A 24,790-nucleotide genomic window follows, 5' to 3' on the forward strand; every position below is an offset into this window, starting at 1 on the left:
CACGCGCAATAAAAGCGAGCATAACTCTTGATATGTAATGATCTTTTTTATTCTGTTTCTTGTTTTTCTACACAAAGGATAGGGTGTTCTTCCTTTGGATCATTCAAAAGGTCATAAAACATAGCTTCGTTTCTTTTTGTCCACCAGACATATGGCCCTCCTACGTATTTTGCTCCTGAAGCAGAAATAACATTGGCACCAATAATACGCTTCCCTTCCCACTTTAAATCAACGAGTGCAATATTTCCAGCATTGTGATAGGTTGCTTCAAAATTCTCTTTACGTGTTCCCATATCACATTGATAAGTAACTGTTTCTGTCGTTGGTTCTGACTCATCGGGGACATCAATGACTAACGTACCGGCGAAAGCATTGACTGAACCGAATAACAATAAAATTAAAGCAGCAAAAAGCTGTATAATAAAAGAAGTTTTTTTCATGGCATTTCCTCCGTTATTTAGAATAATAACGTTGCTTCGTCTTTACAGAGAATAGGATTTTTCTCTTCTGGATCATGAGCAAGATTGTAAAGTTTTACTTCATTGTTTGTTTTCCACCAGATATACTGGGCCCCTGCATATTTTTTTCCTGTGGTTGCGATGACATGAGCTGCAATAACGCGATCACCTTCCCATTTGAAATCAACCAATGAAATATTATCAGCTTTGAGATAGGTTGCCTCAATACGCTCTTTACTTGTTCCCGTATCACACTGATAGGCGATAGTCTGTGCTTTTGGCTCTGGATTGTCTGGTACTTCAAAGGTTAAAGCACCAGCCAAGGCATTGCCTGAGCTAAAGAGTGATAGACTTGAAGCGGCCAAAAATCCTAAAATATGTAGAGTTTTTTTCATAATGCTTCCCTAATGTTGCACAGAATAATAATTTAATTAATGCGATGGTGTCTACGGCAGGATTCGAACCTGCGACCCCAGGATTCATACCACTTCGATTTTCATCGCCAGCTTTGTAGGCTGTTTGTGGTCTGGACTGTCTCTTCACCTTGAAGCTTATGCTTTTTAGGTGCTGCCCGTTCAGTCTCTACACCTTCCTTCCATTGGAGGAGAGGCTTGGCTCGGGATTGGCATATAGTTACCTATGAAGCTTTCCCCGAATTTGAGCAGATCCACTTTGAAGATTTCTCCTTAAAGCGCCCAATTCCTTAGGAATCCTGTGCTCTATCCTACTGAGCTACGTAGACATCATCATACCTATTCCTTTAATAGAAGTATAAAAACGAATCAATTATATTCAATATGAATTAACGGATTTCTGCTAATTTTTGTTCCAAAAAGGTTAAAACAGAGTCTGGTGAAACATTTTTTGCAATAAATGATTGTCCAAGTCCACGGGTTAAAATGAATGTCAAATTGTTCTGTGAGATTTTTTTATCTTGAGCGAGGAGTGTCATGAGTGTTTTAGCATTAGGAAGTTCACTTGGGATATCTTTTAATTTTGTCGGTAAGCCTACAGATTTAAAGTGCGCTTCAATACGGTGTATGAGTGCGGGATCTATTAAATTGAGTTGAGCTGAAAATTGGTGGGCTAGAATCATTCCAATCGCTACAGCTTCACCGTGAATTAGGCGGCTGGAGTCATACGAGGTTGCTGTTTCAAGCATATGTCCAAACGTATGACCAAGATTTAATAGGGCACGTTCTCCTGTTTCATATTCATCACGTGCTACAATGTCAGCTTTAAATTGGCATGAACAGACAATGGCTTCTGTTCGTATTGAACCGTTATGAAAAACCTCTTGTCCGTTTTTTTCAAGCCATTCAAAAAAGTCGGGTTGGTTAATGAGACCATATTTGACCATTTCTGCATAGCCAGCACGAAACTCACGCTGTGGCAGCGTATCAAGGATACAAGTATCAGCAATAACGCATCGTGGTTGATAAAAACTACCAATAAGGTTTTTGCCATATCGGCTGTTGATTCCAGTTTTTCCACCAACCGAGGAGTCAATTTGTGCGAGTAGTGTTGTGGGCATCTGAATGAAGTTCATACCACGGCGTATAATGCTTGCGGCAAATCCTCCAAGATCACCAACGACACCACCACCAAAAGAAATAATGTAATCACCTCTCTCTAAACGTGCAGAAAGAATTTGATCAATGATAGTTTGTAGTGTTGAAAATGATTTTGATTGTTCTCCTGCTTCTACAACAACTGGAACAATATGTATTTTACTTTTTGTTAACTCTGTTCGAAACCGATCTAAATAAAGAGATGCAACATTTGTATCTGTAATAACTGCTAAACGCTTTTGGTGAAAACCTTGTTTTTGAAAAAAACGTTCAATCTGCAAAGCAGCTTGCGTCATGAGATTTGGACCAATGATGATATCATAATGATGTTTGTCCAGTTTAACGGTGACCGTTTTGGCTTGCATGCTTGTGATTCCTATTACTGTTTTCTCTATCCAAGTAGCTCTGTACAGAGCGTATAACATTTTGTACTACAGTGCGACGGCTCTCTTTATGGCTGTTAATGGTTAAGTTTGCCTTTGCGTAGATAGGGTAACGTTGTTCCATAAGTTTTTGCATCGTTTCTTTAGGATTTTTCGTTTGAAGGAGTGGTCGGGTTGGTCGTCTTGAGACACGTTCCATGAGGATATCAAGATCCGCTTTAAGCCAGATGGATATACCATTTTGATGAATGGCTTTTCGAATATCTTGGTTTATATAGGCGCCTCCACCCGTTGCTAAAACAAGAGGACTTTGTTTTATGATCTTGAGAATAATACGCTGTTCAAGATTACGAAACTCTGGTTCACCATAAACTTTAAAGAGTTCACTAATCGTCATTTGTGCAGCTTTTTCAATTTCCTTATCGGAATCATAGAAAGGCAAATGAAGAGCGGTGGCGACTCGTTTGCCAATGACTGATTTTCCTGCTCCCATTAGACCAACAAATACAAGTGCCTGCTTATCAAGAGATGATAAGAGCTGTGTTTTTATTTGTGTTATTGGAAGATGTTTAGGTTGATCACTTTTCATCATTTTATTTCGGCATTTATCTGTCTTAAAGTCAATTCCTGTTAATCTTTATAAGGCATGATAAGGTAGAAAGTATTTTTGGATAGTTTATTGCCTTATGCCAACATTGACCAGATTTTTGATGATTCTTTTCATTTTGATTGTTGTTTTTTTCGGTATATTGATCGCTCTTGTGGTTTTTGTTGAACCAGTAACTGTGGATATGTATGTCGATGTCCCTCTAGATTCGTTGAGTTCATCCTCAAAAGCGAATCAAAGTGAAGTAGTGAAATGAGAAGTGAGGCTGTTATAGATCGTTTTCTTGAAATGATGAGTGCAGAGCGAGGGGCTTCTGATCATACGCTTGCAGCTTATCAAAGTGATTTGCAGTGGGCACAAGATATTTTGTCTTCACACTCTGTTTCCTTCTTTTCAGCAAAAAGAGAGGATTTAATTACTCTTTTATCGCTTATGCATACTCTTGGTTGTGCTGCGTCTTCACAAGCACGTCGTTTATCGACGTTACGTCAATTTTATCAATTTCTTTATGTGGAAGGGATAAGGAAAGATGATCCCTCCCATGATATTGATACACCGCATAAGGGGCGTTCTTTACCAAAAGTCATCAGTGAAGGGGCGGTGGTAAAACTGCTTGATTTGGCACAGCTGGAAGTGCAACAAACAGATTATGGGTCAAAAGATCATTTTCGTGCGTTGCGTCTTCAGTTATTGGTTGAAATGCTTTATGCAACAGGGCTACGCATTAGCGAACTGGTAAGCCTTCCAGTGCAAGCCGTTCGGGGAAAGGAATATAGCTTTTTGGTTCGCGGCAAGGGGAAAAAGGAGCGAATGGTACTTTTATCAAAAAAAGCATACCAAGTTCTTTTTCAGTGGTTAAATTTGCGTGATCAAGGTAAAAATGCCACAAGTCCTTATCTTTTTCCGGCTTCTTCTCAGACAGGGTATATTGCACGACAAGTTGTTGCTCGGGAGTTGAAAAATCTTGCTACAAGAGCAGGAGTAAAAGGGAGTCACTTTTCTCCCCATGTTTTGCGTCATGCTTTTGCAAGTCATCTTTTGCAAAATGGGGCTGATTTGCGTGCTGTACAACATTTGTTAGGTCATTCTGATATTGCTACCACACAGATTTATACACATGTGCTAGAAGAACATCTTTATCGCTTAGTTCATGAGCATCATCCCCTTGCTGAGGAAAAAAAGCATGGGTAAAGAAAAGGGAATATTTTTGAAAAATACTTTGAAAAATACTTTGTCAGTGTATAAGTAGCATCAAATAAGTTAGGTACAATGTATAATTATCTTGATTTTGAAAAACCAATTGCTGATCTTGATGGAAAAATTCTTGAGTTAAAACAAATTGCTCAGGAAGAGGGAAGTCTTGATATGAGCGATGAAATTACGCGCCTTGAAACACGTTCTCAAGCAGCATTGCGTGATATTTATAAAAAGCTATCTCCATGGCAAAAAACACAAGTGGCTCGACATCCTGATCGTCCTCATTTTATGGATTATGCGGCACGTTTGCTCAGTGATGTTACCCCTTTAGCTGGAGATCGGAAATTTGCTGAAGATGAAGCTATTCAGGCAGGATTTGCTCGGTTTAAGGGTGAAGCTATTGCATATATAGGACAAGAGAAAGGTCATGATACGCAAACACGTTTGCGTTATAATTTTGGGTCTGCACGTCCAGAAGGCTATCGCAAAGCCGCGCGTATTATGGAAATGGCTGATCGCTTCGGTTTGCCAGTGCTTACTTTTGTTGATACAGCAGGGGCTTATCCTGGTGTGAGTGCTGAAGAACGTGGTCAAGCGGAAGCAATTGCTCAATCAACAGCAGCCACTTTGCGCTTGAAAGTTCCTGTTGTTTCGGTTGTTATTGGGGAAGGTGGTTCAGGAGGAGCGATTGCAATTGCAGCAGCTAACAAAGTTTATATGTTAGAGCATGCCATTTATTCTGTTATTTCTCCAGAGGGAGCTGCATCTATTTTATGGCGTGATGCAACCCGTGCGAAAGATGCCGCCATGAATATGCGTATTACTGCTCAAGATCTGCATCGGTTAAAAATTATTGATGGTATTATTCCAGAGCCTGTAGGAGGAGCGCATCGCGATAAAGAGACGGTCATTGATGAAACAGGAAATGTTATTGCAGAAGCTTTAAAGGCTATGGCTGAAAAAGATGGTATGGCTCTTAAACATGACCGTTGGGAAAAATATCTTCAGATTGGTCGCTCTTTAACCTAAGTCATTTTTATGAGGGGAAAGATTGGAGTTTTGCTTATGATATTCAATAGGTTTCTCACAATGTGTGCTTTGTTTGCTGTTGGAATATTAAGCGCATGTGGTGGGAGATTACCGGCTTCTATCCGCGCTAAAGCAGAGCAACCGCTTCCACGAGAAATTCAAGATAGAATGGCTTTGAATAATATTGATCCCTATGCGCCCATCATGATGCGCTTTTTTAAGCAAGAAAATGTTGCAGAAATTTGGAAACAGTCCCGTTCAGGCGATTTTGTATTGATGGCACGCTATGGTATTTGCAAATGGTCAGGGCAGCTTGGACCAAAATATAAGGAAGGCGATTTTCAAACACCAGAAGGTTTTTACACTGTGAGTGCCAATCAAATGAATCCTTATTCGAAATACTATCTTTCCTTTAATATAGGCTTTCCAAACCTTTATGACCAAGCAAATGGACGAACAGGAAGCAATTTAATGGTGCATGGTTCTTGCTTTTCTGCTGGTTGTTATTCTATGAGTGATAAAAATATGGCACAAATTTATGCTTTTGCGCGTGATGCTTTTAGAGGAGGGCAGAGAGAGTTTCAGTTACAGGCTTTTCCTTTCCGTATGACTGATGCGAATATGGCGCGTCACAGCTCTGATCCCCATTATAAATTCTGGGTTATGCTTAAAGAAGGTTATGATCTTTTTGAAAAAAAACGTAAACCGCCAATCGTTGATGTTTATGAAAAACGCTATGTTTTCAATCGTGATGTAAACCAAACCTCTGTTGCTTTAACACAGTGAAGGCCATTTTATTGTAAAATCAAGTTCGCTTTGTCTTTTCCAAGATGCTTTATTCTTTACGGAGTATTTTCGCTTCTTTTTTGTGGTGCAATGAACTCTATCAAAAGTTATCGGTAATCTTCATAAAAGCTTTTTCTTTACCTAGAGGCTCGAGAAAAAATTAAAACTTTACTCCTGGGATGGCCAAGGGGTTTTCTAGTATGGCGGCTTTATCTGCGGTATCTATTGCTGGCTTGTTTAAAAAAGCATTGAAAAGTTTTTGTATCTCTTCTTTTTCAACATCATCGGCAATGATAATAAAACGTGTTTGTGTAATTCCTTTTGGCCATGCTGAAAGTCTTATTGGTGGATGAAAAAAAGTTTGTACACCGTGTAATACCAGTGGACGTTGTGGATCATCATTTAACGCGATAATTGCTTTAATACGTAATAACTTTGTGCCATACACGTTGGTTAAAAGATCTAAAAAAGCTTCGATAGTGGCATAATCTATAGGTTCTTCACAGTCTAATGAAAAAGCACGAATGCTCCAGTGGTGTATGTGATCATGGGGAGGAAGGGTGCGTCGTGGTTTAGGGTGTGTATCGTTTTCTTTTTCATCCCATAATGTTTTATTTATTAATACACCAGAATCGCAATGATCAGAATGGGAATCAATCATTTGTGCTGCAGGATTAATTGTTTGGAGTGCGTTGAGCACATTGGCAAATGTTTTTGAGGTGGTAAGGTCTGTTTTTGTGAGAATAATTTTATCAGCAAGGACTAATTGTTTATATATTTCAGGATAGTGTTCAAGTATGGACAGTGTGTTTAATGTATCAAATGTTGCAAGAACAGAATTGATAGACAATGTTTGAATGAAGAGTGGGTGGCTTAAAAGAACTTGTAAAATAGGAGCTGGATCAGCCATTCCTGTTGTTTCAATGACAATATGGTTGAGTTGTTTAAGAGCTCCTTTTTGAACGCGATGAATTAAATCAGTCAGTGTGTCTATAAGATCACTGCGTAAATTACAGCATAAACAACCATTTGAAAGTTCGATGATTCCTTCCGTTGTGTTTTCAACCAGAAGATGGTCAATGCTTATTTCACCAAACTCATTGATGATAACAGCACAATCAGTCAAAAGAGGATCACGTAGCATACGGTTAAGTAAAGTCGTTTTTCCAGAGCCTAAAAATCCAGTAATCAGTGTGAGAGGAATGCGCTTTATTTTCATATCCATTACCGGTTGTGATGCGTTGCCTTTTTAGAACTATTTGTCTGTTTTTTTAGTGTCTTTATTTTTGCTTTATGGTGTGGTGTGTGGAGAAGGCGTACCCTTAAAGGATGCACAGAAGAAGGCGGATCTTTAATAAAAGGTGAAGTAAAAATAATATTGCCTTGGTCATCGTAAGAGTTTTCATACATTTTTATGGCTTCAGGTGTACATGTTTGTTGTCTCATATTGCTTGCTTGCATTATCTTAAGTCCATAAGGTTTTAGTGTCGCCAGTGATAGTTGGGGGGTTCCTTTATGTAAAAAACCCGTTTCGAGTAATTGAGCGGCTTTTTCCTCTCTTTCACTTATATTATGAGCTCCTAAAATGACGGCAATAATTGTACGATTATTTCGGGTTGCTGAGGCAACAAGATTAAAACCAGAAGCACAAATGAAGCCGGTTTTCATGCCGTCTATGCCGTTAAAACGACCAATGAGTTTGTTTGAATTCGGTTGAATTTTTCGTTTGTTACCAAAATCAATGGCAGGAATAGAAAAATAATGTGCATATTGAGGAAATTCACGACGAATTTGGAATGCTAAAAGAGCAATATCGCGTGCGGTGGAGTAATTTTCCGGATTTGGTAAACCGCTTGCATTGGCAAAATGGGTTCCAAACATACCTAGACGTTGAGCTTCAGCATTCATTTTTTTTACAAAAGCCTTTTGTGAACCAGCAATGGCTTCACTCAAGGCGATTGCTAAATCATTGGTCGATTTTACCAGCATAATACTTAGGGCAGTGTCAAGCGTGAGAACAGAACCAGCTTTATAGCCTGAATGATATGCTGGAGCTTTTGCTGCAGATGGGCTAATGGTAATGTGTTTTTTAGGTGAAACTTCTCCTCGGTTCATTGCGCGGAAAATAACATAAGCAGTCATTAATTTAGTTAAGGAGGCCGGATACCAACGATCAAAGGCTTGATTGTGCTTTAAGATGCGTCCATTTGTGACATCAATCGATATAAAAGGTTGAGACAGAGCGAAAGTATTTGTCAAACTCAAAATAAAAGATAAAAGCAATTTATAGAAAAGTCTTTGCATTAAGTTTAAATCCAATGATTCATAATTTAAATTGTTTGAATATGGGATACAAAGCTTTTAAGTCTATGATATAAAGGGGAAGTTGGTTAATATTATATTCATTTTTCTTTTAGGATAAAAACAAATATCCATTTTTATTTCCCCTTGAATTTCAATTTTTGGCTTGCAACAGTCTTTGGAGTATCAGCTTTTATAAGAGTTACTCAGGAATAGTTCCTTTTGTTTATTATGTTCTTTAAAGAAATTATACTATCCTTAAAGGATAATGCGGTCGCGTTTAATTATCCACTTATTTTCTTCAGGATATGCGTCATTTTTATTTCTTCATACTTTAGATAGGCTGTAAGTGGTATAATGTAAAGTAAATGGGTATTCGTTGTATATTCTGTTTATCAGCTTATGCTATTGCATAGGCGCTTACATTCAAACAAGTTTATCAGAAATCTACTGTAATTTTTTTTGAATGTTTCTTGTTTGCGCAAAACTTTCTTTTATAAGTTTCAAGAGTTTTTTTGATAGATTCATAATAAAAAACATCTTTTATTTTGTATTTTCAATCATTTCATGAAATGGGCTTATTTGTATAAATCAATGTTTTGTAGAGAAAATTATCTTAAACCACTCTAGTATCATTTCATGACAGCCCTCATGAAGGGTATAGTGGCCAATCTATTGAGCGCTACTACCTTTATGCTTATGAAAATACAGAGGCGGGAGTCATCTTTATATTTATCAACTTTTGGGTGATATTTGCTCGCTCATAAGTGTTGCAACTGCCTTTGCATCATGATGATTTATAAGAGGTATTTTGAGTTCTTTCTTCTAGTATTTTACCTATATGATGATTCCGCTTGTTATGTGCAGGGGAGTCATTTTGTTTGATTCAGCATAAATAGATTTGAAATGAGAGAAGCTTACGATATCTGAAACTCTCATTCAATATGAAAACAGAAAAATATATAAATCAAAGTGTTGTATTACTCAACTCTTGAAGCTTTTTCACGGCACTGGGTGGCATGGGCGGAGGGTTAGGATCTTGAGCTGCTAATAAAAGCAGTTCATCACAGGCTTTTTCCGTTTTTTGGATGAGTTGGTCTAGAAAATCATTTTTGCTTAAACCGGCCTCTATGGGGGGAAGAATGCGAACTCGAATTGTGCCAGGATAGCGGCGAAAATTGCCTCGTGGCCAATATAAACCGGCATTGTGTGCAATGGGAACAACTTGAATTTTTAATTCATTGTAGAGTGCAACAATTCCTGATTTATAATCTGGCTCTTGCCCTGGCTGTCGGCGTGTTCCTTCGGGAAAAATTAGAATTTGGCGTCCTTGTTTTACTTTTTCTTTTGCTTTTTGGATGATGATTTTTAAAGCTTTGATGGGGGTTGTTCGATTGATCGGGATAATTTGTGTTTTCGCCATATACCAGCCAAAAAATGGAATCCACATGAGTTCACGTTTTAGGATGAGGGTGGGATCATCAAAATAGGGGACAAGGCTGAAAGTTTCCCATGCGGATTGGTGTTTGGGAGCAATAATATAAGCTCCTTTGGGAAGATTTTCTAATCCTTCAATTTCATAGTTTGTGCCCGCAATATATTTTTGCAAAAAAAGGGTGACACGCGCCCATGTCTTTGGAACAATCCATGCTTTTTTACGTGGCATTAAAAAATAGATAGGCGCATAAAGAATCATTTGTATGAAAGTTACTATATAAAAAGTAAATGTAAAAAGAAGGGAACGAAGAATAAGCACTGTATTTTCCATTTTATATCTGCAAATATGCCATGTATATAACGTACTTTGATAGGAGAAAACATCTCTCTTTATGTTTTTTCACGTATCTGTTTTCTGATATTTAAAAGCACAAGGGAAGAGGCTAGTGAAATTAAAGGTTGGTCAAGATAAACATTTTATTCCACGAATTTTATCTATCGCTGGGACTGATCCTTCTGGTGGTGCAGGGATGCAAGCGGATTTGAAGGTGTTTTCAGCAATGAAAGCTTATGGCATGAGTGTGGTTACAGCTGTTGTTGCACAAAATACACAAGGAGTTCGTGCTTTTCAGTCTTTAGATGCTTCTTTTGTGGCTGATCAAATTGATTCTGTTTTTGAGGATATTGATGTTGATGCTGTGAAAATTGGTATGGTTGCCAATGCGCAGATTGCAAAGGCTATTGCAGATCGTCTTGCTTATCATAAAGCACGCTTTATCGTTTTTGATCCGGTTATGGTGGCAAAAAGTGGTGATGTCCTTTTAAAACCTGATACGATTGAAGTTATGCGGGATGAGCTTGTGCCGATGGCAACTATCATAACACCAAATTTGCCTGAGGCAGGATTGTTGTTGGAATGTGATGTGCAATGGTCATTGGATGCTATGTATCAATATGCTCCACAACTTCTGGAATTGGGTTGTCATGCTGTTCTGTTAAAAGGAGGCCATTTAAGCGCTCTTGCAAGTGATGATTCTGCAAATTACAATGATTCTAGCCCAGATCTTTATTGTGACCGTGAAGATCTTATCATGCTTGAAGCGCCTCGTTTGACAACGATTCATGATCACGGTACAGGCTGTACTATTTCAGCCGCTATTGCCGCTTTGTTGCCTACGCAAAATTTGGTTTGTGCGGTTAAGCAAGCAAAGGACTATTTGAATGGTGCTTTATCTGCCTCAAATGCTTTAAACGTAGGGAGAGGTCGGGGACCACTTCACCATTTTTATGCATTATGGAAAGATGCATGAAACAGTTGATGCGAAAAAAAACGTCACTCTGTTATTTTTTTAAATCTCTACTTTTTTGCAGTTATACAGATACTGTGTTGGTTCTCATAATAGGTTTGTATTGCGTGGAAGGAGGGAGAAATGATGGGTGATTGTTCTTTGTCTATGTTTCTATTACGGTAACTTTGTTCCTATTATCAGAAATAAACTCATCATTTTCATTGGTCATAAGATATTGAATGGATTCACGGATTTATTTTACATTGAGAGCTCATATGATAATTTTGCAAAGTGACAACAGTTTATCTTTTAACGTTTTCGAAAAACTATAAGTGTAAAAGTTTTTTTACATAAACTGTTTCATCATTAATAGAAGCGAGTACAGCATTGATCTTATTGGTTTGCTTTTTTGCGTTATCCATAAAGATCTTTGGAGTTGCGGTCATATAGAGGCGTTTTTTATGCTATAGTGTTATCGTGAACTTTGATAAGTTCAGATTTACGCTTCTCTGTTCCTAAAACCACCTCAGTTGTTGAACTTCATCACAAATGATCAAATCAAATTTTGGTAGACCATACTCTTTTTACGTATCCGAAATTATATGGATGAAGCGGTGGATTGAAAATACTACAGTCATTAGATGCGTAGAAACTTTATTGGGTTTGCTCGCACGCTTTTTTTCATCGGTTGTCGTAGGCAGAGTAAGATGAGATGTATCGTATTTAGGTGCATCATTTTTGTTATGACGATATTTGCTCATTTGTATATCAGAATACACCGCAAAGGAACATAAGGGTGTTTCTGTATCTTCTGTCTATTCGCATATGATTTGGGGGATGAGAACAAGAGAAGGCACTAAAAACAACACACGATTGCTTTTGCCTGCGAGGATTTCTACTATATTCAGATTGGTGAAAGCTTTACCCGTTCTACACACTATAATTAGCTTGCTAGGATTCACTTCTTTAAACCCTAGACCGTTTTCATTGCTGTTTTTTGATGAGCTAAAAGCTTTTTAAGTTCTTTTTTCTTAAGAGTAGCTTTTTCTTTATAAGCACAGCAATTAATTTGGCACTTTTTCAAATCAAAAAGATTTATTCGCTTACAAACTCCTTGCCCATTACAAGTAAGGTCAGTCGCTGTGGATCCGCTATTCCATGCGTCTGTTGCCGTTTTTTGAAGGGGGCAAACAACAAGGTCAATACCAACTGGGATATGATCAAAGGGGGGAACAAAGTCGATGAAGATCCCAGAAAAGCAAGTGATTGTCACCTTAGAAGATATGAGTTTAGGTTTGATCTGCTTTCATCATGCTATGGCTGTGTTAGGGAATCGTTCCCAAGTTGGTGTTTTACGTGGCTATTGTGAAGCCACTTTGGAAGCCAATCCAGGTATTGCAGGTTATGGTGCTCTTTTGTCGCGGGGGGTAAAGGTTCTCTGACCTGAGTTTGTTGTTCACAATCCCCAAAATACGGTGAAGCGGTTATGGGATTAAGACGCACCCATCCCTTTATTGCGGTCACAGTGGGAGAAACCCGTTCATGAGGTTTTTTACCAGTCTCTTATAACGGCAACCATCACGGATCATGCTGGCAATGAAGCCGATACATTTGAAGCAGAGTTTGATGATATTGGCAATGATTTAGAGGTTCCCCAAAACAACAGCACTCTACAGGTGGTTTTTGGTTATGAGGGAAGCATCAGTGCTTTTATGGGGCGTTTTGTTGTTGAGTCAGTGGTCAGTATCGGGGGGCGTGATGGAGAGATTTTACGCCTTTGTGGCAAAAGTGCTTCGATGTGTGGGGAGATCAAAGAACAGGGCAGTGAATATTTTGACCATCACACCATTGGTGAGATTGTTGAGACCCTTGCCAAACATCATGGTTATCAAGCAAAGGTCAGTCCCCAATTCTATAGAGAATACTTATCCTATGTGGTGCGTACAGAACAATCCACACTTGATTTTTTAACCCGCCTTGCGGATCGCATGCGGGCACGTTTTTTCATTAAGGACAACAAATTTTTGTTTCTAGGGCAGGGTGTTTTATTCTCACTCACCATCCACAAGCATGAGTGTTCGAGTTGGGAGTTTACCCTCGAACCGCGTACACAATACGGCACCATAGAATCTTCTTATTTTGATCGCTCAACAGGGCGACAGTTGTCAGTCCAGCATCAGACGGGTTTTTGTGGTCCTGTGCGGCGTTTGCGCCATTGTTACCCATGTCAAGAAGAAGCCCGAGCGGTTGCAGCCTCAGAATCAGATCGCTTATTCCGTGCTATGGGCAGTGGTTCCTTAATTCTCCAAGGATCCCCTGAAGTCATGGCAGATCAACCTCTACTCCTTCAAGGGTTCCGTGGGCAAATCAATGGAATATGGACAGCCGCTAGTGTGACCCATTGCTATGAAAAACAAAGCGGGTACACCACTCAAATTACCTTCGAGGTACCGATCAAGGGAAAGGAAAGCAATACAGAATAGAGGCTGGGCTTGTTGCCCAGCCAACGGGACTAGTTTAGCGACCAACCCGTCCGATGTAACACAACTTAACATCGCAGCCACTTCTTATCACTTAAAGCAATAAGAAGATGGCTTTTGTATATGGAAGAGTATTCGGAAATTATGGATACACTTTGTAAAAAAAACATTAAAATTTGTTGATGCTGTAGAACCAGCTGCTGCTTATGTTAGTGGCAAAATCAAGTTGCTGAAGATTGTGCAGTCGTGGTTCTGATCTTTTAGTATACAGAAATAAGCGCGTAAAAACATATCAATAGAGCACACCGCGAACAGAGGTATCACAAACTCTTCTTGATATATCTTGCTCTATCCTGTTAGGGAGTTGCTACTAAATCATAGGAGCATTTATGAATAATATCCCCTATCATGTTAGTCCAAACCTACAATTGGTATATCTATCAAATGTAGAGTATTCTACCACTTTTTATAAATTCATCTTTAAGAAAGAGCCTGTATTCATTTCACCACGTTATGTTGCTTTTGCTTCTTCGGGTGATGCGCTCTTTGCGATTTGGTCTGGGGGCGATGTGCCGGGGGAAAATGTGCCTCGTTTTTCAGAAATTGGCATTATGTTGCCTCATGGAGAGGACGTAGATAAATTATATGTGGAATGGCAAGAGCAAACTACCGTTAAGATAAATGTCTTGAAGGAACCGTATACCGACGTATTTGGACGTACCTTTCTTATCAAAGATCCCGACGGTCATATTATTCGCGTTTGTCCACTGGATTAAAAAGCTTTAGACCCGATCTTTCATCGCGTGGGTTATAGACATTGTTTGTTTCTAAAACCTATAAGCTATCTATGCTAGAGATTTACTTACCACGTGTGGCTTTATCTGTTCGATACTGTTCCATTGCTTTTAGTCTTATAACTTGCTTGTTCTCACAGGTAGTTTAATTGGTTTGAGGGCAGTAGGCGTTATTGCATGGCTAGTGATGAGTATTTGTATCACAATCATAGAAGCCATCCCCATTGCACTTACGTGGAGCTTTTTATTATAATGGGAGAAATATTCTTTAGGAGAATAGTCAATCCCCTTATATAAATTTATCAATGATCATTCAGGTGATGTGGTACAGTTTTTTCGAGTGTTGCAACGCCATTATCACCCTTTTATGGATCTGTTTTAGTTTTAGATATGTAGCCGCGAGGCGTTTCAACGTTTCTCTCTACAAGATTTAAAGACTCTCATGGATTAGAACGCGCTTTGTGGTTTTTATATCTGCAGCATTTGGGTTTGGTGGGAAAGTAGCAAAGCAAACATTTGGAGTTGTTTCTTACCGTGTTGCGCGGTTTAATTATTCTAAACTTGAGTGATTAAAGTTTATTTACCGCCGCTTAGCGGGTGTGACTATTGAATGTTTAGATTGGTCTAATTTTATTGTGCATTATGAGTGATCAAACACTTTGTTGTATCGAACCCCACCTTATTTGAGTGTTGAAGATTACTACGGAAAAGATTTATTGAAGCGGGAAGATTATCAGAGGATGGCGGTGTTTCTTGCTAAAATAAAGAGGAAGTTTCTGCTATCTCTCAATGATGCATCTTATATCCGAGAAATCTTTAGCCAGTTTACCCTAAAAGAGGTCAGGATATCTTAATCATATAATTTAAAGAATTCGACTCCGGTTTAAAACAAAGCATTTCAAATTGCGATTTTAAGCTAAGAAAAGAAGATAGCTTAAAAGAGCCTTTAAATGATCTTTGAAAACCCTTTGAGAACCCCTTTAAAACCCTTTGAAAAAAAATGAATTGATACAAAACCCGCTGGCAAGCTACATCAAGTGCAGTTTGATGGTAGGTTTTGTGCTAAGTGGGAAGAGGGGGAACGAGGTAGGAATATGTGGTAATTTATTGTTTTTATGTATAAAATTAGCATATTAAATGCGTGTTCTGTTAAAATGGATTTTGACACCTAAAATTACCAAAAAGAGTAAAAAATGATCAAAATCGAAACTTGGCAGTAAAAATGAGAAAAGTCTTTAAAAGCCTAGAAAATCGCCTCTAAAGATCCTTTGAAAAAATCAATTCAGAAGCTCAATTGCTTCCTAAATCAATTAAAGATGACCAAGAAAATAAAGAGACACGCACCACGCTGACTGGCCGTCGCTAAAATAACAAACCCATGGAGCGGGCGATGGGATTCGAACCCACGACCCCAACCTTGGCAAGGTTGTGCTCTACCCCTGAGCTACACCCGCTCACTGATTTGAAATATACTTTGCTTGTATGGCGCAGCCTTATATGAATTGCAACAAAAAAATTACATTTCAGTTTAATTTATTTTTCTTATATTTCAAAAATGAAAATAAAGATTGATTTTAGAAATACTGTTCAATAATCTCTTTCCTCTTTAATTATTGCAAAAGAGGGGGAGAGTAGGATGTTGAGAAGAGTAAACGTATTATGGATTGCTATCGCATCTGTTTTTATGATGAGCAGTTTTGCGAATGCAAGTGATCACGTTAAAGTTGCGATTACACAAATTATGGCGCATCCTGCTGCTGATGCTGTCCGTAAAGGGGTGGAAGATGCGCTTGCAGAAAATGGCTATAAACAAGGTGAAAATTTCGAACTCACTTTTTTATCAGCACAGGGCAATATTTCTACAGCAACTCAGGTGGCACGTAAGTTTGTTGGTGATAAACCTGATGTCATTGTTGCTATTAGTACACCTTCAGCACAGACAGTGTTTGCAGCAACAAAGACGATACCTATTGTTTTTGCTGCAATTTCTGACCCTATCGGAGCAAAAATCGTGTCTTCTCTTACCAAGCCGGGAGGGAATGTAACAGGGACTTCCGATAATATAGACGTTGCAAGAAGTCTTCAACTTTTGCAAGAAGTGAAACCAGATCTCAAAAAAATAGGTTTTCTTTATAATGCTTCTGAAGCGAACTCTGTTTCAACACTTAAGATGCTCAAGAAAGTTGCAGATAAAGCTGGAGTGGAAGTTGTTTCGTCATCGGCGCCTAAATCTTCTGATGTTCAGGCAGCAACACGGGCTTTAGCTGGTAAAGTAGATATTATTTTTGTTCCCGCTGATAATACGATTCTTTCTGTTTTAGAAGGGGCAGTAAAAGTTGCACAGGAAACAAATACGCCTCTATTTACTGTGGATGCTCATTCTATCGGGCGCGGACCTTTTATGACACAGGGAGTCAATTTTTACGATGTAGGCGTTGGAGCTGGAAAACTGGTTATACGTATTCTAAAGGGCGAAAAGCCTGGTGATATCGATGTGATACAGGCTGCTAATAATGATATTAGAATTGATATGAAGGCAGCTAAAAAAGCAGGTATTGTTATTCCGAAAACAGTTATCGAAAGTGCAACACAGGTTATTCAATAATCTTTCATGAATGTGGTGTTGATACGGTAAAAGTGCGTTCGATTTTTATGAGGGTGATCTTTGAATGAGTGTGTTTGCGTTTTCTGGGGCTGTGGAGTTAGGTCTTATTTATGCGTTTGTTGCTATAGGGGTTTACCTTTCGTTTCGTGTTTTGGATTTTCCTGACTTAACGGTTGATGGTTCATTTCTTCTTGGATCATGTGTTTGTGGTGTTTTAATTCTTTTAGGCGTCAATGCATGGATTGCTATGGTATGCGCTTTTGGTGCAGGTATGGTAGCTGGTTTATTAACCGCTTTACTCAATGTGCGTTTTGGTATTTTGAACCTTTTAGCGTCTATTTTGACAATGTCAGCCCTTTATACAATTAATCTTCGTATTATGGGGATTATGGGAGGGTCTAATGTTAATTTGGCACTTGCTGATACTGCTCTAACACCCTTTTATAATTTGTTTGGTTTATCTGATATTTTTGTGCGTCCTCTTTTCGTTGGTGCTGTATTATTAATTGTAGCATTTTTGATTTGGCGGTTTTTGGAAAGTGAAATAGGTCTTGCTATGCGAGCCATGGGTGCTAATCCACGTATGGCTACGGCGCAAGGGGTTCATACATCGGCGTTGATTTATTTTGGTATGGGGCTTTCAAATGCATGTGTTGCACTTGGTGGTTCGCTTTATATTCAAACTGCCATTGCAACCGATATTACCGGTGGAATAGGTACAATTGTGTTCGGTTTAGCAGCGGTTATTATTGGTGAAACTCTCTTTCGTACACGCAATATCTTTTGGATTGTTGTGAGCTGTATTGCTGGTTCTGTACTTTATCGTGTTGCTATGCAATTTGCCTTTGAGGCAAACGGAATCGGTATTGATGCATCAACTGATCTTCAGCTCATTACTGCACTTCTCGTTGCTTTTACTCTCATTATACCACGCTATTGGAGGAGGCGTAAATATGATTGAGTTTTCTCATGTCGGGGTTACGTTTAAACCGAAAACGCCTTTAGAAAAACAAGCATTAATCGATATTAATCTTAAGATTGGTCGGGGAAGTTTTGTCACTATTATTGGTTCAAATGGTGCTGGTAAATCAACTTTACTGAGTGTTTTATCAGGGGCAATTTTTCCTACGGAAGGAAAAGTGGTGATCAATGGACAAAATATTTCTAGGCAATCAATCAGTGAGCGAGCTGGAAAAGTTGCTTGTGTTTTTCAAGATTCATTAATAGGAAGCTGCGGTTCTTTAACAATTGAAGAAAATTTGGCTCTTGCTGCTCTTCGGGGAAGCCGCCGTAGTTTGCGTCCAGCATTAAATCAGGAGAAACGGCAATTTTTCCGAGATGAAATTGCTCAATTGGGTATTGGTCTTGAAGCATATATTCATAATCCTATGGATAGTTTGTCAGGTGGGCAGCGTCAAGCAGTTTGCTTGGTGATGGCGACTTTAGCGCATGCGGATGTTTTATTGCTTGATGAACATACTTCGGCATTGGATCCAGGAATGGCTGATTTTGTCATGAAATTAACCGAAAAAATCGTTGAAGAGAAGAAATTAACCGCTATTATGGTTACCCATTCTATGCGTCAAGCTCTTGATTACGGAGATCGCACATTAATGTTGCATGGGGGGAAAGTGATTTTGGATGTACATAAAGAAGAGCGTAACCGTTTGGATGTAAATGATTTAATAGGCATGTTTCAGAAAGTTCGTGGGGAAGCTCTGGATGATGATGCACTTTTAATGGATTAATATTTTGGCTCAGAAAAAAGCGCATGAAGTTGATCATTTTCTAACGCGTTTTTCACGCTCTTTTCCTATTGTCCTTATTTACGGTCCAGATCGCGGTCTTGTTTGTGAGCGTGCACAGCGCTTCGCAAAACTTACAAAGGTGCCAATAGAAGATCCCTTTTCAACCATTCGTTTAGATGCGGCGGAGATTGATAAAGATCCTGCTCGTTTAGAAAATGAAGCGCGTACTTTATCACTCTTTGGAGGAGACCGTTTGATATGGGTCTCTAATGGCGCGAACCAAAAAGGTTTTTTGGCAGCCTTGAAACTTCTCATTGAGACGCCACCAGAATCCTGTTTTATTCTTATTGAAGCAGGCGATTTGAAAAAAGGGACAGGGCTGCGTAATGCTGTTGAAATAGCATCAAAAGCAATGGCTTTGCCCTGTTTTGCAGACGATGCTCGTTCTCTTGATGGATTGATTGATGAGGTTTTAGCGTATTTTAAGAAGACTCTTTCTTTGGATGCACGAAAGTGGTTACATGAAAGTTTGGGAGGAGATCGTCTTGTATCGCGGAGTGAATTAGAAAAGCTTTGTCTTTACGTTTCAGACAGTCGTATTACTCTTGAAGATGTCAAAGCTGTTGTAAGTGATGTCAGCGCCCTTTCTCTAGATGAGGTGATTGATGCTCTTTTATTGGGTGATATATCAAGTTTTGAAGCTCATTTTAGTCAACATGCAGCAATGCATGGGACGCTTTTTCCTATTTTAAGTACGGCTCAAAGGCATTTTCAGCAGTTACAGATTTTGCGTTACCAAGTGGAGGTTGAGGGAAAGTCGTCTTTTACGGTGATGTCTCAAGCGCGACCACCGATTTTTTTTCAACGAAAAAAGACTATTGAGCAAGCTTTGAAATATTGGAAATTAGAACATATTTCTTATGCGATGGAAAAAATTCAAACTGCTGTTTTAGATAGTCGTAAAAATCCGCTTTTAGGAGAAGCTATTATTCGTCAAGCTTTGTTGGGACTTACAATTGCTGCACGACGTCAAATGGCAGCTTGAAATAGTGTGCTGTATGAATCTTGATTTGAAAAGTTTCATAAAATAAATCTTTTCTCTTAAGATCTCTCTGTTTTTTTGAAAAATGATAATCTCTAAAAGGTAGATTTTCTGTCGTTTTTACTTGCCATTCGTATTATTTTATGATCATGAAAAGTAAGGGGGCTGTGGTGAGAACTTTTTTGTTTTTATATGGGGTGAAAAGAAGCAATATATTAATTGATAACGCTTATTCTTCTTTTCATATTGAGTGAGAGATGCAAATAACGTAAAATTTTTTATGACAAAGCAATCAAAATCATCCCCTTTTACATCATCATTGTGACTGGTATATGGATGGAAATCGCTTGAGGAAATGGATTCAAGGTGCTTCTTATGGGTTGTCACAATGTAAGAGTGATGACTCCATGATGCGCTAGTCTATGTGAGAATGAGTGATTGTTTTTCATGTGAGGATATTGGTTTATCAGGGACTTTTCGTGTACTTTTCATGGGTGTTTTGTGAGAGTCACTGAAGAGCCATGAGACATGTCTCTTTAAAGCTGAACGTTATTTTTATTATTGAGTTATATTGTATAATAAGGATATTGCGTTTTCATCTTTTTTCTTTTACAGAGCATAATTTATTTCATGTTAGCTTTATTTATAGCATAGGGGGAGAAAAAATTCTTTGAAAGGTACGGTATTTTTGCACAGCATTATCTGGTGAAACTTGTGACATTTGAAAAAGCCAAGCTTTCAATATTTGATTTGAAAAATCTGGGATGTTTATTGTGACCAGAGGGGGAACACAATGTAACAAACCGACTGTGTAAAAGTAATATTTGCTTATATTTCTGAGAAAATTATTTAAAATAAAGTTGGTAGCGGTTTTTGGAGAACTATTATTAGTGATAACTTAAAAGTTTGAAGAGAACAGTTGTGTTCTATGTTTTTAAGCAATAAATTGCTCTGTATCAGAGCTTGATATGATGTTTTTATGACTCCTTTGAGAGCGTTTTTTTAAGTAAAAATAATTTGTTTGTGTTTTGCACAGCGGATGATTGCGGCGCTGTATAATTTTATTATTTATTTTCTCATTGGTTGTGGCTTTTTAAATGTTTTATACATAAAACTCTTGAATAAACAGGCAGAAAAATGATGGTTTTTTTGTCGTGTTCAAAGGGTTTTTAAAGGTGAAAAATGCTTCATACTCGGTTTGAAAAAGTAGCGCTTATTGGGATTGGTCTTATTGGCTCTTCTTTAGCAAGGGTGATTAAAAAGAAAAATCTTGCTTCTCAAATTGCTATTGCAACGCGGCGGCAAGAAACATTGCAGAGAGCCCATGAATTAGAGCTCGGAGATTCTTATACAACCGATAATGCAGAAGCTGTTAAAGGAGCAGATCTTGTTATTATTTCTGTTCCTGTTGGAGCAAGTGCAGAGGTGGCAAAAAGCATTCGTGATCATTTAAAACCAGCAGCAATCGTGACAGATGTTGGTTCCACAAAAGCGCAGGTCATTGCAGAAATGGCTTCTTTGTTACCAAAGTCTGTTCATTTTATTCCTGGGCATCCGATTGCTGGAACAGAATATTCAGGTCCTGATGCTGGTTTTGCTGATTTGTTTATGAATCGCTGGTGTATTTTAACACCTTTTGCTGAAAGTGATGCGGAAGCTGTCTCTCGGTTGACAGCATTTTGGGAAGCTTGTGGGGCGCGTGTCGAGAAAATGGATCCTAAACATCATGATCTTGTTTTGGCTATTGTTTCGCATTTACCACATTTGATTGCTTATAATACCGTTGGGACGGCAAGTGATTTAGAAAAAGTGACGAATTCAGAGGTGATTGCTTATTCTGCTTCAGGTTTTCGTGATTTTACCCGTTTGGCATCTTCTGATCCTGTTATGTGGCGCGATATTTGTTTGCATAATAAAGATGCTATTTTGGAGATGTTAAGCCGTTTTATTGAAGGGCTTAATTCTTTAGAGCGAGCAATTCGTTTAGGAGATGGTGAGACATTGTTTAATTTTTTTACGCGCACACGTGCTGTGCGCCGTAATATTATTGATGCTGGACAGGAAATTGATGCGCCTGATTTTGGGCGTCATGGTGTTTCTAAAGAGGGAGGGGAAAATAAAGGGGGGTGTTAAAGTGTGCAGGGCTTTTCTAAAGGTTTATATTTTTAAAGCTCTATAGATTGATGTCAAGAAGATAGGCAATTGTTTGCTGATAGAGGATCAGTGATCAAAAATTTTATAGAGGCAAGATTATTATTTGTGATGTTATACGGTTGATGATGTATAATAAAGTTGTCCCTTGTCGAGGTCTAAAAGGTAAATGATTACAGAACTTGATGTAATCAATGTCTTTGTTTTGCTCATTTAAAGATTATTTCTAGATAATCTCTGTGTTTAGCCCACTCTCTAGCTGTTGTTAGCATAATTTGAAATCAAAAAGACCAGTTCGTGTGTATCTCAATTTGCAATAAAGGTCTCATGCTGCTTATGAAGGAGCAAGCGGGCACCACCATCATTGTATTTGCCAGCTCGTGGGTGTTGCGATAGATTTTGTCTTAAGACGGTTTATAAGAGTTATTTTTAGTTCCTTCTTATGCAATTTTTACTCACATGGTAGCCCTGCTTTTTATATGCAAGTGAGTGGTTTTGACTGGTGCAAGATAGAGAGATTTGAAATCAGAAAATCTTACGATATTTAAGGTTCTTAATTCAAAATGAAAACGATAAATGATGATTATAAATCAATCTATTGTTGCTTTATGTCGATTTTATATTTCTCTCATTTGTTTAGTGAATAATATCGACGGTTTATGTGGGTAGACCTTGATCGTCTTTAGATTTTGATACGTGAAATATATTATTTTGTTCTTTTTTGGTACAAAGTGAGGCTTGACCGTATTGATCATTGCCTTTTATATTGAAAACAGCTTTTTTAGTCTTTGGTGATTTTTATGCAGGTTGGATAAACTGAGATAGACTGTTGCCAGAAAGTATGGGGATTTGTTAAAAAATATCTTTTGGTATAGCTATCGTATTCTGGGTGATGCAGTAAGTCATTATTGGCGTGATAATGGAAGTGCTTTTGCAAGCCATGTTGCGCTTTCGGGGCTTTTGGCATGTTTCCCTTTTTTTATTTTTGGGACATCTCTTGCCAGTTTTATTGGTGCTTTTACATATACACCGCAAAAAATTAAAGCGCTTGTACAGTTATTGCCAGATGTTATTGCGGAGCCGTTGTCTCAAGAAATTATCAATGTTTTAACTGTTCAGCGAGGGGGCGTTTTGACAATTTCAGTCATTGGGGCAGCTTATTTTGCTTCTAATGGGGTAGAGGCTTTGCGTGCAGCTTTAAATAAGGCGTATCGCGTTGTTGATAAGCGGAGCTTGTTGTTTTGTCGTTTTCAAAGTTTATTTTTTGTGATCCTTGGAGCTTTTGGTCTTGTTGTGATTAGCTTTTTATTAATTTTGGCACCTGTGTTGCTCAAAATTATGCAAAGACATTCTTTTTTTATTCCTGAATATATTGGTCTTATTCGTCTGTGGCGTTATACAATCGCGGCAGTTGTTTTGTTTGTAAGTCTTTTGATTGTTCATAAGTGGCTGCCAGCAGAGCGGCGGAAATTTTTAGATATTTTACCAGGCGTTTTGGTGACAATGTCGGTGTGGTTTATAGCTTCTATTGCTTTTGCACAATATTTGACGATGTTTAATTATATTTCTACTTATGCTGGGCTAGCATCTATTATGGCTGCTATTATTTTTCTTTATATTTTAAGTGCCATTTTTATTTTAGGGGGCGAAATAAATGCTGCCATAATACTCTATCGCAATAAGTTACACCATTCAAATGTATGAGAAAGCTTATCATTGCGAGAAAATAAAGAGACGAACACACGGATAAAAACAGCAATTACTTTATTGGTTGATGCGGATGCTTGCCCTGTAAAAGCTGAAATTTACCGCGTTATGAATCGTTATCAGTTGAAAACATTTGTTGTGGCAAATCGTTTTTGGGTTCTTCCAGATGATGCGCTTCTTGAAAGGGTTATTGTGGCTCGTGATCCTGATTGCGCAGATGACTGGATAGTAGAACATGTGCATGAGGCGAGTATTGTTATTACCAGTGATATCCTTTTAGCAGCAAGGGTTGTGTAGGCTGGGGGGGGGTTGTGTTTCGCCAACGGGGCGTATTTTTGATGAAAGTTCCATTGGTCAAGCTTTGGCAATGCGCAATCTTATGGAAGATTTGCGAGGACAGGGAAATATGACAGGTGGACTCCGTCCTTTTGGTCGCAAAGATCGTTCTGCTTTTTTATCAGCATTGGATTTGGCTATCCAACGTTTAAAAAGACGCGGTTATTAAACTATTGTGCTTCCTTTATGACAGCTTTTATAAGTGCTTTGGCATCATCATTAGCCCATGGGGCTTGGCCATTATAGGAGGCGATAAGATGTCCATTTTTATCAATGAGAAGTGTGATCGGGAGTCCTAAAGCAAGACCTTGTTTTCGCATAGTGTTAAAAATAGCCATTGTTTCATCACGGTAGTAAAGCAAGTTATCTGCATGAACATCCTGTAAAAACTTCTGAATTTTTTCAGGAGAAGCTGTGGTATCAGTGTTGATTGCAATGACATCGAAATTTTCTCCACCCAATTCGCGCTTTAATTGGGCAAGTTCGGGCATTTCCGTGCGGCAGGGTTTGCACCAAATAGCCCATAAATTGACCAATATTGGTTTTCCAGTAAATTCAACAAGCTCGTGGTTGTTTCCTTCCATATCTTTGAAAGAAAGTTTATTCATATCATAGTGTTTATCAGCAAACCGTATATGGGTAAAAAAACCTTTTGCGGCTGTTTTGATGGCCATTGTTTTTTCGTTTTGTATTTTTTCGATAGTGTTTTTAGCAGTCATATTCGTGGAAGAGGATTCCGTATTGTTATAAGTGATTTTTATTGCGTATAAAATTATGGCAGCTAATATCACGGCAACAAAAAAAGATGCAATGAAGAGTCTTTTTTTGCTCTTCTTTTTTGAGTTTGTGGAAGACGTTTGAGAAATCAT

The 24,790-nt window shown here is 38.4% G+C and carries 20 protein-coding genes, 1 tRNA gene and 2 pseudogenes; 14 read left to right on the forward strand and 9 right to left on the reverse strand.

Going from position 1 to position 24,790, the window contains the following annotated elements; all coding sequences use genetic code 11:
- Positions 1-47: 47 nt before the first annotated feature.
- From ABID23_RS00820 to ABID23_RS00835, 4 genes are all read right to left on the reverse strand, one after another.
- Positions 48-440: an MliC family protein gene (locus ABID23_RS00820; protein ID WP_354188363.1), complete on the reverse strand. Its 393-nt coding sequence runs from the start codon at positions 438-440 to the stop codon at positions 48-50.
- A 17-nt stretch (positions 441-457) separates the two neighbouring features.
- Positions 458-853, reverse strand: a complete 396-nt coding sequence (locus ABID23_RS00825; protein ID WP_354188365.1) for an MliC family protein — start codon at positions 851-853, stop codon at positions 458-460.
- 407 nt (positions 854-1,260) lie between these two features.
- The gene (gene aroB / locus ABID23_RS00830; protein ID WP_354188367.1) at positions 1,261-2,394 is read right to left on the reverse strand and encodes a 3-dehydroquinate synthase; all 1,134 of its coding nucleotides are present in this window, start codon (positions 2,392-2,394) and stop codon (positions 1,261-1,263) included.
- Positions 2,369-3,001 carry a shikimate kinase gene (locus tag ABID23_RS00835; protein ID WP_354188689.1) on the reverse strand — a complete coding sequence of 211 codons (633 nt, stop codon included), beginning with the start codon at positions 2,999-3,001 and terminating at the stop codon, positions 2,369-2,371. The genes aroB and ABID23_RS00835 overlap by 26 nt, the downstream gene beginning before the upstream one ends.
- A gap of 270 nt (positions 3,002-3,271) precedes the next feature.
- Here ABID23_RS00835 and ABID23_RS00840 point away from each other — a divergent pair, with 270 nt between their 5' ends.
- From ABID23_RS00840 to ABID23_RS00850, 3 genes are all read left to right on the forward strand, one after another.
- Entirely contained in the window at positions 3,272-4,210 is a 939-nt protein-coding gene (locus ABID23_RS00840) for a site-specific tyrosine recombinase XerD (protein WP_354188369.1), read from the forward strand.
- A 78-nt stretch (positions 4,211-4,288) separates the two neighbouring features.
- Entirely contained in the window at positions 4,289-5,245 is a 957-nt protein-coding gene (locus tag ABID23_RS00845) for an acetyl-CoA carboxylase carboxyltransferase subunit alpha (RefSeq protein WP_354188371.1), read from the forward strand.
- Positions 5,246-5,281: 36 nt separating this feature from the next.
- Positions 5,282-6,031: a L,D-transpeptidase family protein gene (locus ABID23_RS00850; protein ID WP_354188373.1), complete on the forward strand. Its 750-nt coding sequence runs from the start codon at positions 5,282-5,284 to the stop codon at positions 6,029-6,031.
- A gap of 160 nt (positions 6,032-6,191) precedes the next feature.
- Here the strand turns inward: ABID23_RS00850 and ABID23_RS00855 are convergent, their stop codons facing one another.
- The 3 genes from ABID23_RS00855 to ABID23_RS00865 all read right to left on the reverse strand — a co-directional run bounded on the left by ABID23_RS00855 (position 6,192) and on the right by ABID23_RS00865 (position 10,100).
- Positions 6,192-7,250 (reverse strand): CobW family GTP-binding protein, encoded by a 1,059-nt coding sequence (locus ABID23_RS00855; RefSeq protein ID WP_354188375.1) that lies wholly within the window; start codon positions 7,248-7,250, stop codon positions 6,192-6,194.
- A gap of 5 nt (positions 7,251-7,255) precedes the next feature.
- Complete coding sequence (locus tag ABID23_RS00860; protein ID WP_354188377.1) at positions 7,256-8,335, reverse strand: D-alanyl-D-alanine carboxypeptidase family protein; 1,080 nt, start codon at positions 8,333-8,335, stop codon at positions 7,256-7,258.
- A 964-nt stretch (positions 8,336-9,299) separates the two neighbouring features.
- A complete protein-coding gene (locus tag ABID23_RS00865) occupies positions 9,300-10,100 on the reverse strand; it encodes a lysophospholipid acyltransferase family protein (protein ID WP_354188379.1) in 801 nt (266 codons plus the stop codon).
- 115 nt (positions 10,101-10,215) lie between these two features.
- Between ABID23_RS00865 and thiD the strand changes: the two genes are divergently transcribed.
- The 4 genes and pseudogenes from thiD (at position 10,216) to ABID23_RS00890 (ending at position 14,314) form a co-directional block, all read left to right on the forward strand.
- On the forward strand, positions 10,216-11,079 hold the full coding sequence (thiD, locus tag ABID23_RS00870; RefSeq protein WP_354188381.1) for a bifunctional hydroxymethylpyrimidine kinase/phosphomethylpyrimidine kinase: 864 nt from the start codon (positions 10,216-10,218) through the stop codon (positions 11,077-11,079).
- A 1,220-nt stretch (positions 11,080-12,299) separates the two neighbouring features.
- Positions 12,300-12,500, forward strand: coding sequence for a tail protein X (locus ABID23_RS00880; RefSeq protein WP_354188383.1), 201 nt, complete (start codon positions 12,300-12,302; stop codon positions 12,498-12,500).
- Between the two features lie 44 nt (positions 12,501-12,544).
- A pseudogene (locus tag ABID23_RS00885) lies at positions 12,545-13,541 on the forward strand (phage late control D family protein).
- A gap of 386 nt (positions 13,542-13,927) precedes the next feature.
- Entirely contained in the window at positions 13,928-14,314 is a 387-nt protein-coding gene (locus ABID23_RS00890; RefSeq protein ID WP_354188385.1) for a VOC family protein, read from the forward strand.
- 1,397 nt (positions 14,315-15,711) lie between these two features.
- Here ABID23_RS00890 and ABID23_RS00895 read toward each other — a convergent pair.
- Positions 15,712-15,786 (reverse strand) — tRNA-Gly (locus tag ABID23_RS00895).
- Between the two features lie 182 nt (positions 15,787-15,968).
- On the opposite strand from ABID23_RS00895, the gene ABID23_RS00900 reads away from it, so the two are divergent.
- The 7 genes and pseudogenes from ABID23_RS00900 (at position 15,969) to ABID23_RS00930 (ending at position 24,090) form a co-directional block, all read left to right on the forward strand.
- Positions 15,969-16,937 (forward strand): ABC transporter substrate-binding protein, encoded by a 969-nt coding sequence (locus tag ABID23_RS00900; protein WP_354188387.1) that lies wholly within the window; start codon positions 15,969-15,971, stop codon positions 16,935-16,937.
- 64 nt (positions 16,938-17,001) lie between these two features.
- Positions 17,002-17,898: an ABC transporter permease gene (locus ABID23_RS00905; RefSeq protein WP_354188389.1), complete on the forward strand. Its 897-nt coding sequence runs from the start codon at positions 17,002-17,004 to the stop codon at positions 17,896-17,898.
- Positions 17,891-18,685, forward strand: coding sequence for an ABC transporter ATP-binding protein (locus tag ABID23_RS00910; protein WP_354188391.1), 795 nt, complete (start codon positions 17,891-17,893; stop codon positions 18,683-18,685). Before ABID23_RS00905 ends, ABID23_RS00910 begins: the two co-directional genes overlap by 8 nt.
- A 4-nt stretch (positions 18,686-18,689) precedes the next feature.
- Positions 18,690-19,730: a DNA polymerase III subunit delta gene (gene holA / locus ABID23_RS00915; protein ID WP_354188393.1), complete on the forward strand. Its 1,041-nt coding sequence runs from the start codon at positions 18,690-18,692 to the stop codon at positions 19,728-19,730.
- 1,179 nt (positions 19,731-20,909) lie between these two features.
- Positions 20,910-21,860, forward strand: a complete 951-nt coding sequence (locus tag ABID23_RS00920; protein WP_354188395.1) for a prephenate/arogenate dehydrogenase family protein — start codon at positions 20,910-20,912, stop codon at positions 21,858-21,860.
- Between the two features lie 867 nt (positions 21,861-22,727).
- Positions 22,728-23,582: a YihY/virulence factor BrkB family protein gene (locus tag ABID23_RS00925; RefSeq protein ID WP_354188397.1), complete on the forward strand. Its 855-nt coding sequence runs from the start codon at positions 22,728-22,730 to the stop codon at positions 23,580-23,582.
- A gap of 12 nt (positions 23,583-23,594) precedes the next feature.
- Positions 23,595-24,090, forward strand: a pseudogene (locus ABID23_RS00930) (YaiI/YqxD family protein).
- 1 nt (position 24,091) lies between these two features.
- Here ABID23_RS00930 and ABID23_RS00935 read toward each other — a convergent pair.
- Positions 24,092-24,790: a TlpA disulfide reductase family protein gene (locus tag ABID23_RS00935; RefSeq protein WP_354188399.1), complete on the reverse strand. Its 699-nt coding sequence runs from the start codon at positions 24,788-24,790 to the stop codon at positions 24,092-24,094.

The sequence above is a fragment of the Bartonella silvatica genome (genome assembly GCF_040545155.1).
GTDB classification, from domain to species: Bacteria; Pseudomonadota; Alphaproteobacteria; order Rhizobiales; family Rhizobiaceae; genus Bartonella; species Bartonella silvatica.

What these genes read in the sequence shown, in the direction of transcription:
- ABID23_RS00880 (WP_354188383.1), top strand. Translation starts at nt 12,300, where the DNA reads ATGAAGATCCCAGAAAAGCAAGTGATTGTCACCTTAGAAGATATGAGT.
- ABID23_RS00910 (WP_354188391.1), top strand. Translation starts at nt 17,891, where the DNA reads ATGATTGAGTTTTCTCATGTCGGGGTTACGTTTAAACCGAAAACGCCT.
- ABID23_RS00920 (WP_354188395.1), top strand. Translation starts at nt 20,910, where the DNA reads ATGCTTCATACTCGGTTTGAAAAAGTAGCGCTTATTGGGATTGGTCTT.
- ABID23_RS00825 (WP_354188365.1), bottom strand. Translation starts at nt 853, where the DNA reads ATGAAAAAAACTCTACATATTTTAGGATTTTTGGCCGCTTCAAGTCTA.
- ABID23_RS00840 (WP_354188369.1), top strand. Translation starts at nt 3,272, where the DNA reads ATGAGAAGTGAGGCTGTTATAGATCGTTTTCTTGAAATGATGAGTGCA.
- ABID23_RS00890 (WP_354188385.1), top strand. Translation starts at nt 13,928, where the DNA reads ATGAATAATATCCCCTATCATGTTAGTCCAAACCTACAATTGGTATAT.
- ABID23_RS00835 (WP_354188689.1), bottom strand. Translation starts at nt 3,001, where the DNA reads ATGAAAAGTGATCAACCTAAACATCTTCCAATAACACAAATAAAAACA.
- aroB (WP_354188367.1), bottom strand. Translation starts at nt 2,394, where the DNA reads ATGCAAGCCAAAACGGTCACCGTTAAACTGGACAAACATCATTATGAT.
- ABID23_RS00865 (WP_354188379.1), bottom strand. Translation starts at nt 10,100, where the DNA reads ATGGAAAATACAGTGCTTATTCTTCGTTCCCTTCTTTTTACATTTACT.
- ABID23_RS00850 (WP_354188373.1), top strand. Translation starts at nt 5,282, where the DNA reads ATGATATTCAATAGGTTTCTCACAATGTGTGCTTTGTTTGCTGTTGGA.
- ABID23_RS00820 (WP_354188363.1), bottom strand. Translation starts at nt 440, where the DNA reads ATGAAAAAAACTTCTTTTATTATACAGCTTTTTGCTGCTTTAATTTTA.
- ABID23_RS00860 (WP_354188377.1), bottom strand. Translation starts at nt 8,335, where the DNA reads ATGCAAAGACTTTTCTATAAATTGCTTTTATCTTTTATTTTGAGTTTG.
- ABID23_RS00935 (WP_354188399.1), bottom strand. Translation starts at nt 24,790, where the DNA reads ATGATTTCTCAAACGTCTTCCACAAACTCAAAAAAGAAGAGCAAAAAA.
- ABID23_RS00905 (WP_354188389.1), top strand. Translation starts at nt 17,002, where the DNA reads ATGAGTGTGTTTGCGTTTTCTGGGGCTGTGGAGTTAGGTCTTATTTAT.
- ABID23_RS00855 (WP_354188375.1), bottom strand. Translation starts at nt 7,250, where the DNA reads ATGAAAATAAAGCGCATTCCTCTCACACTGATTACTGGATTTTTAGGC.
- ABID23_RS00845 (WP_354188371.1), top strand. Translation starts at nt 4,289, where the DNA reads ATGTATAATTATCTTGATTTTGAAAAACCAATTGCTGATCTTGATGGA.
- ABID23_RS00900 (WP_354188387.1), top strand. Translation starts at nt 15,969, where the DNA reads ATGTTGAGAAGAGTAAACGTATTATGGATTGCTATCGCATCTGTTTTT.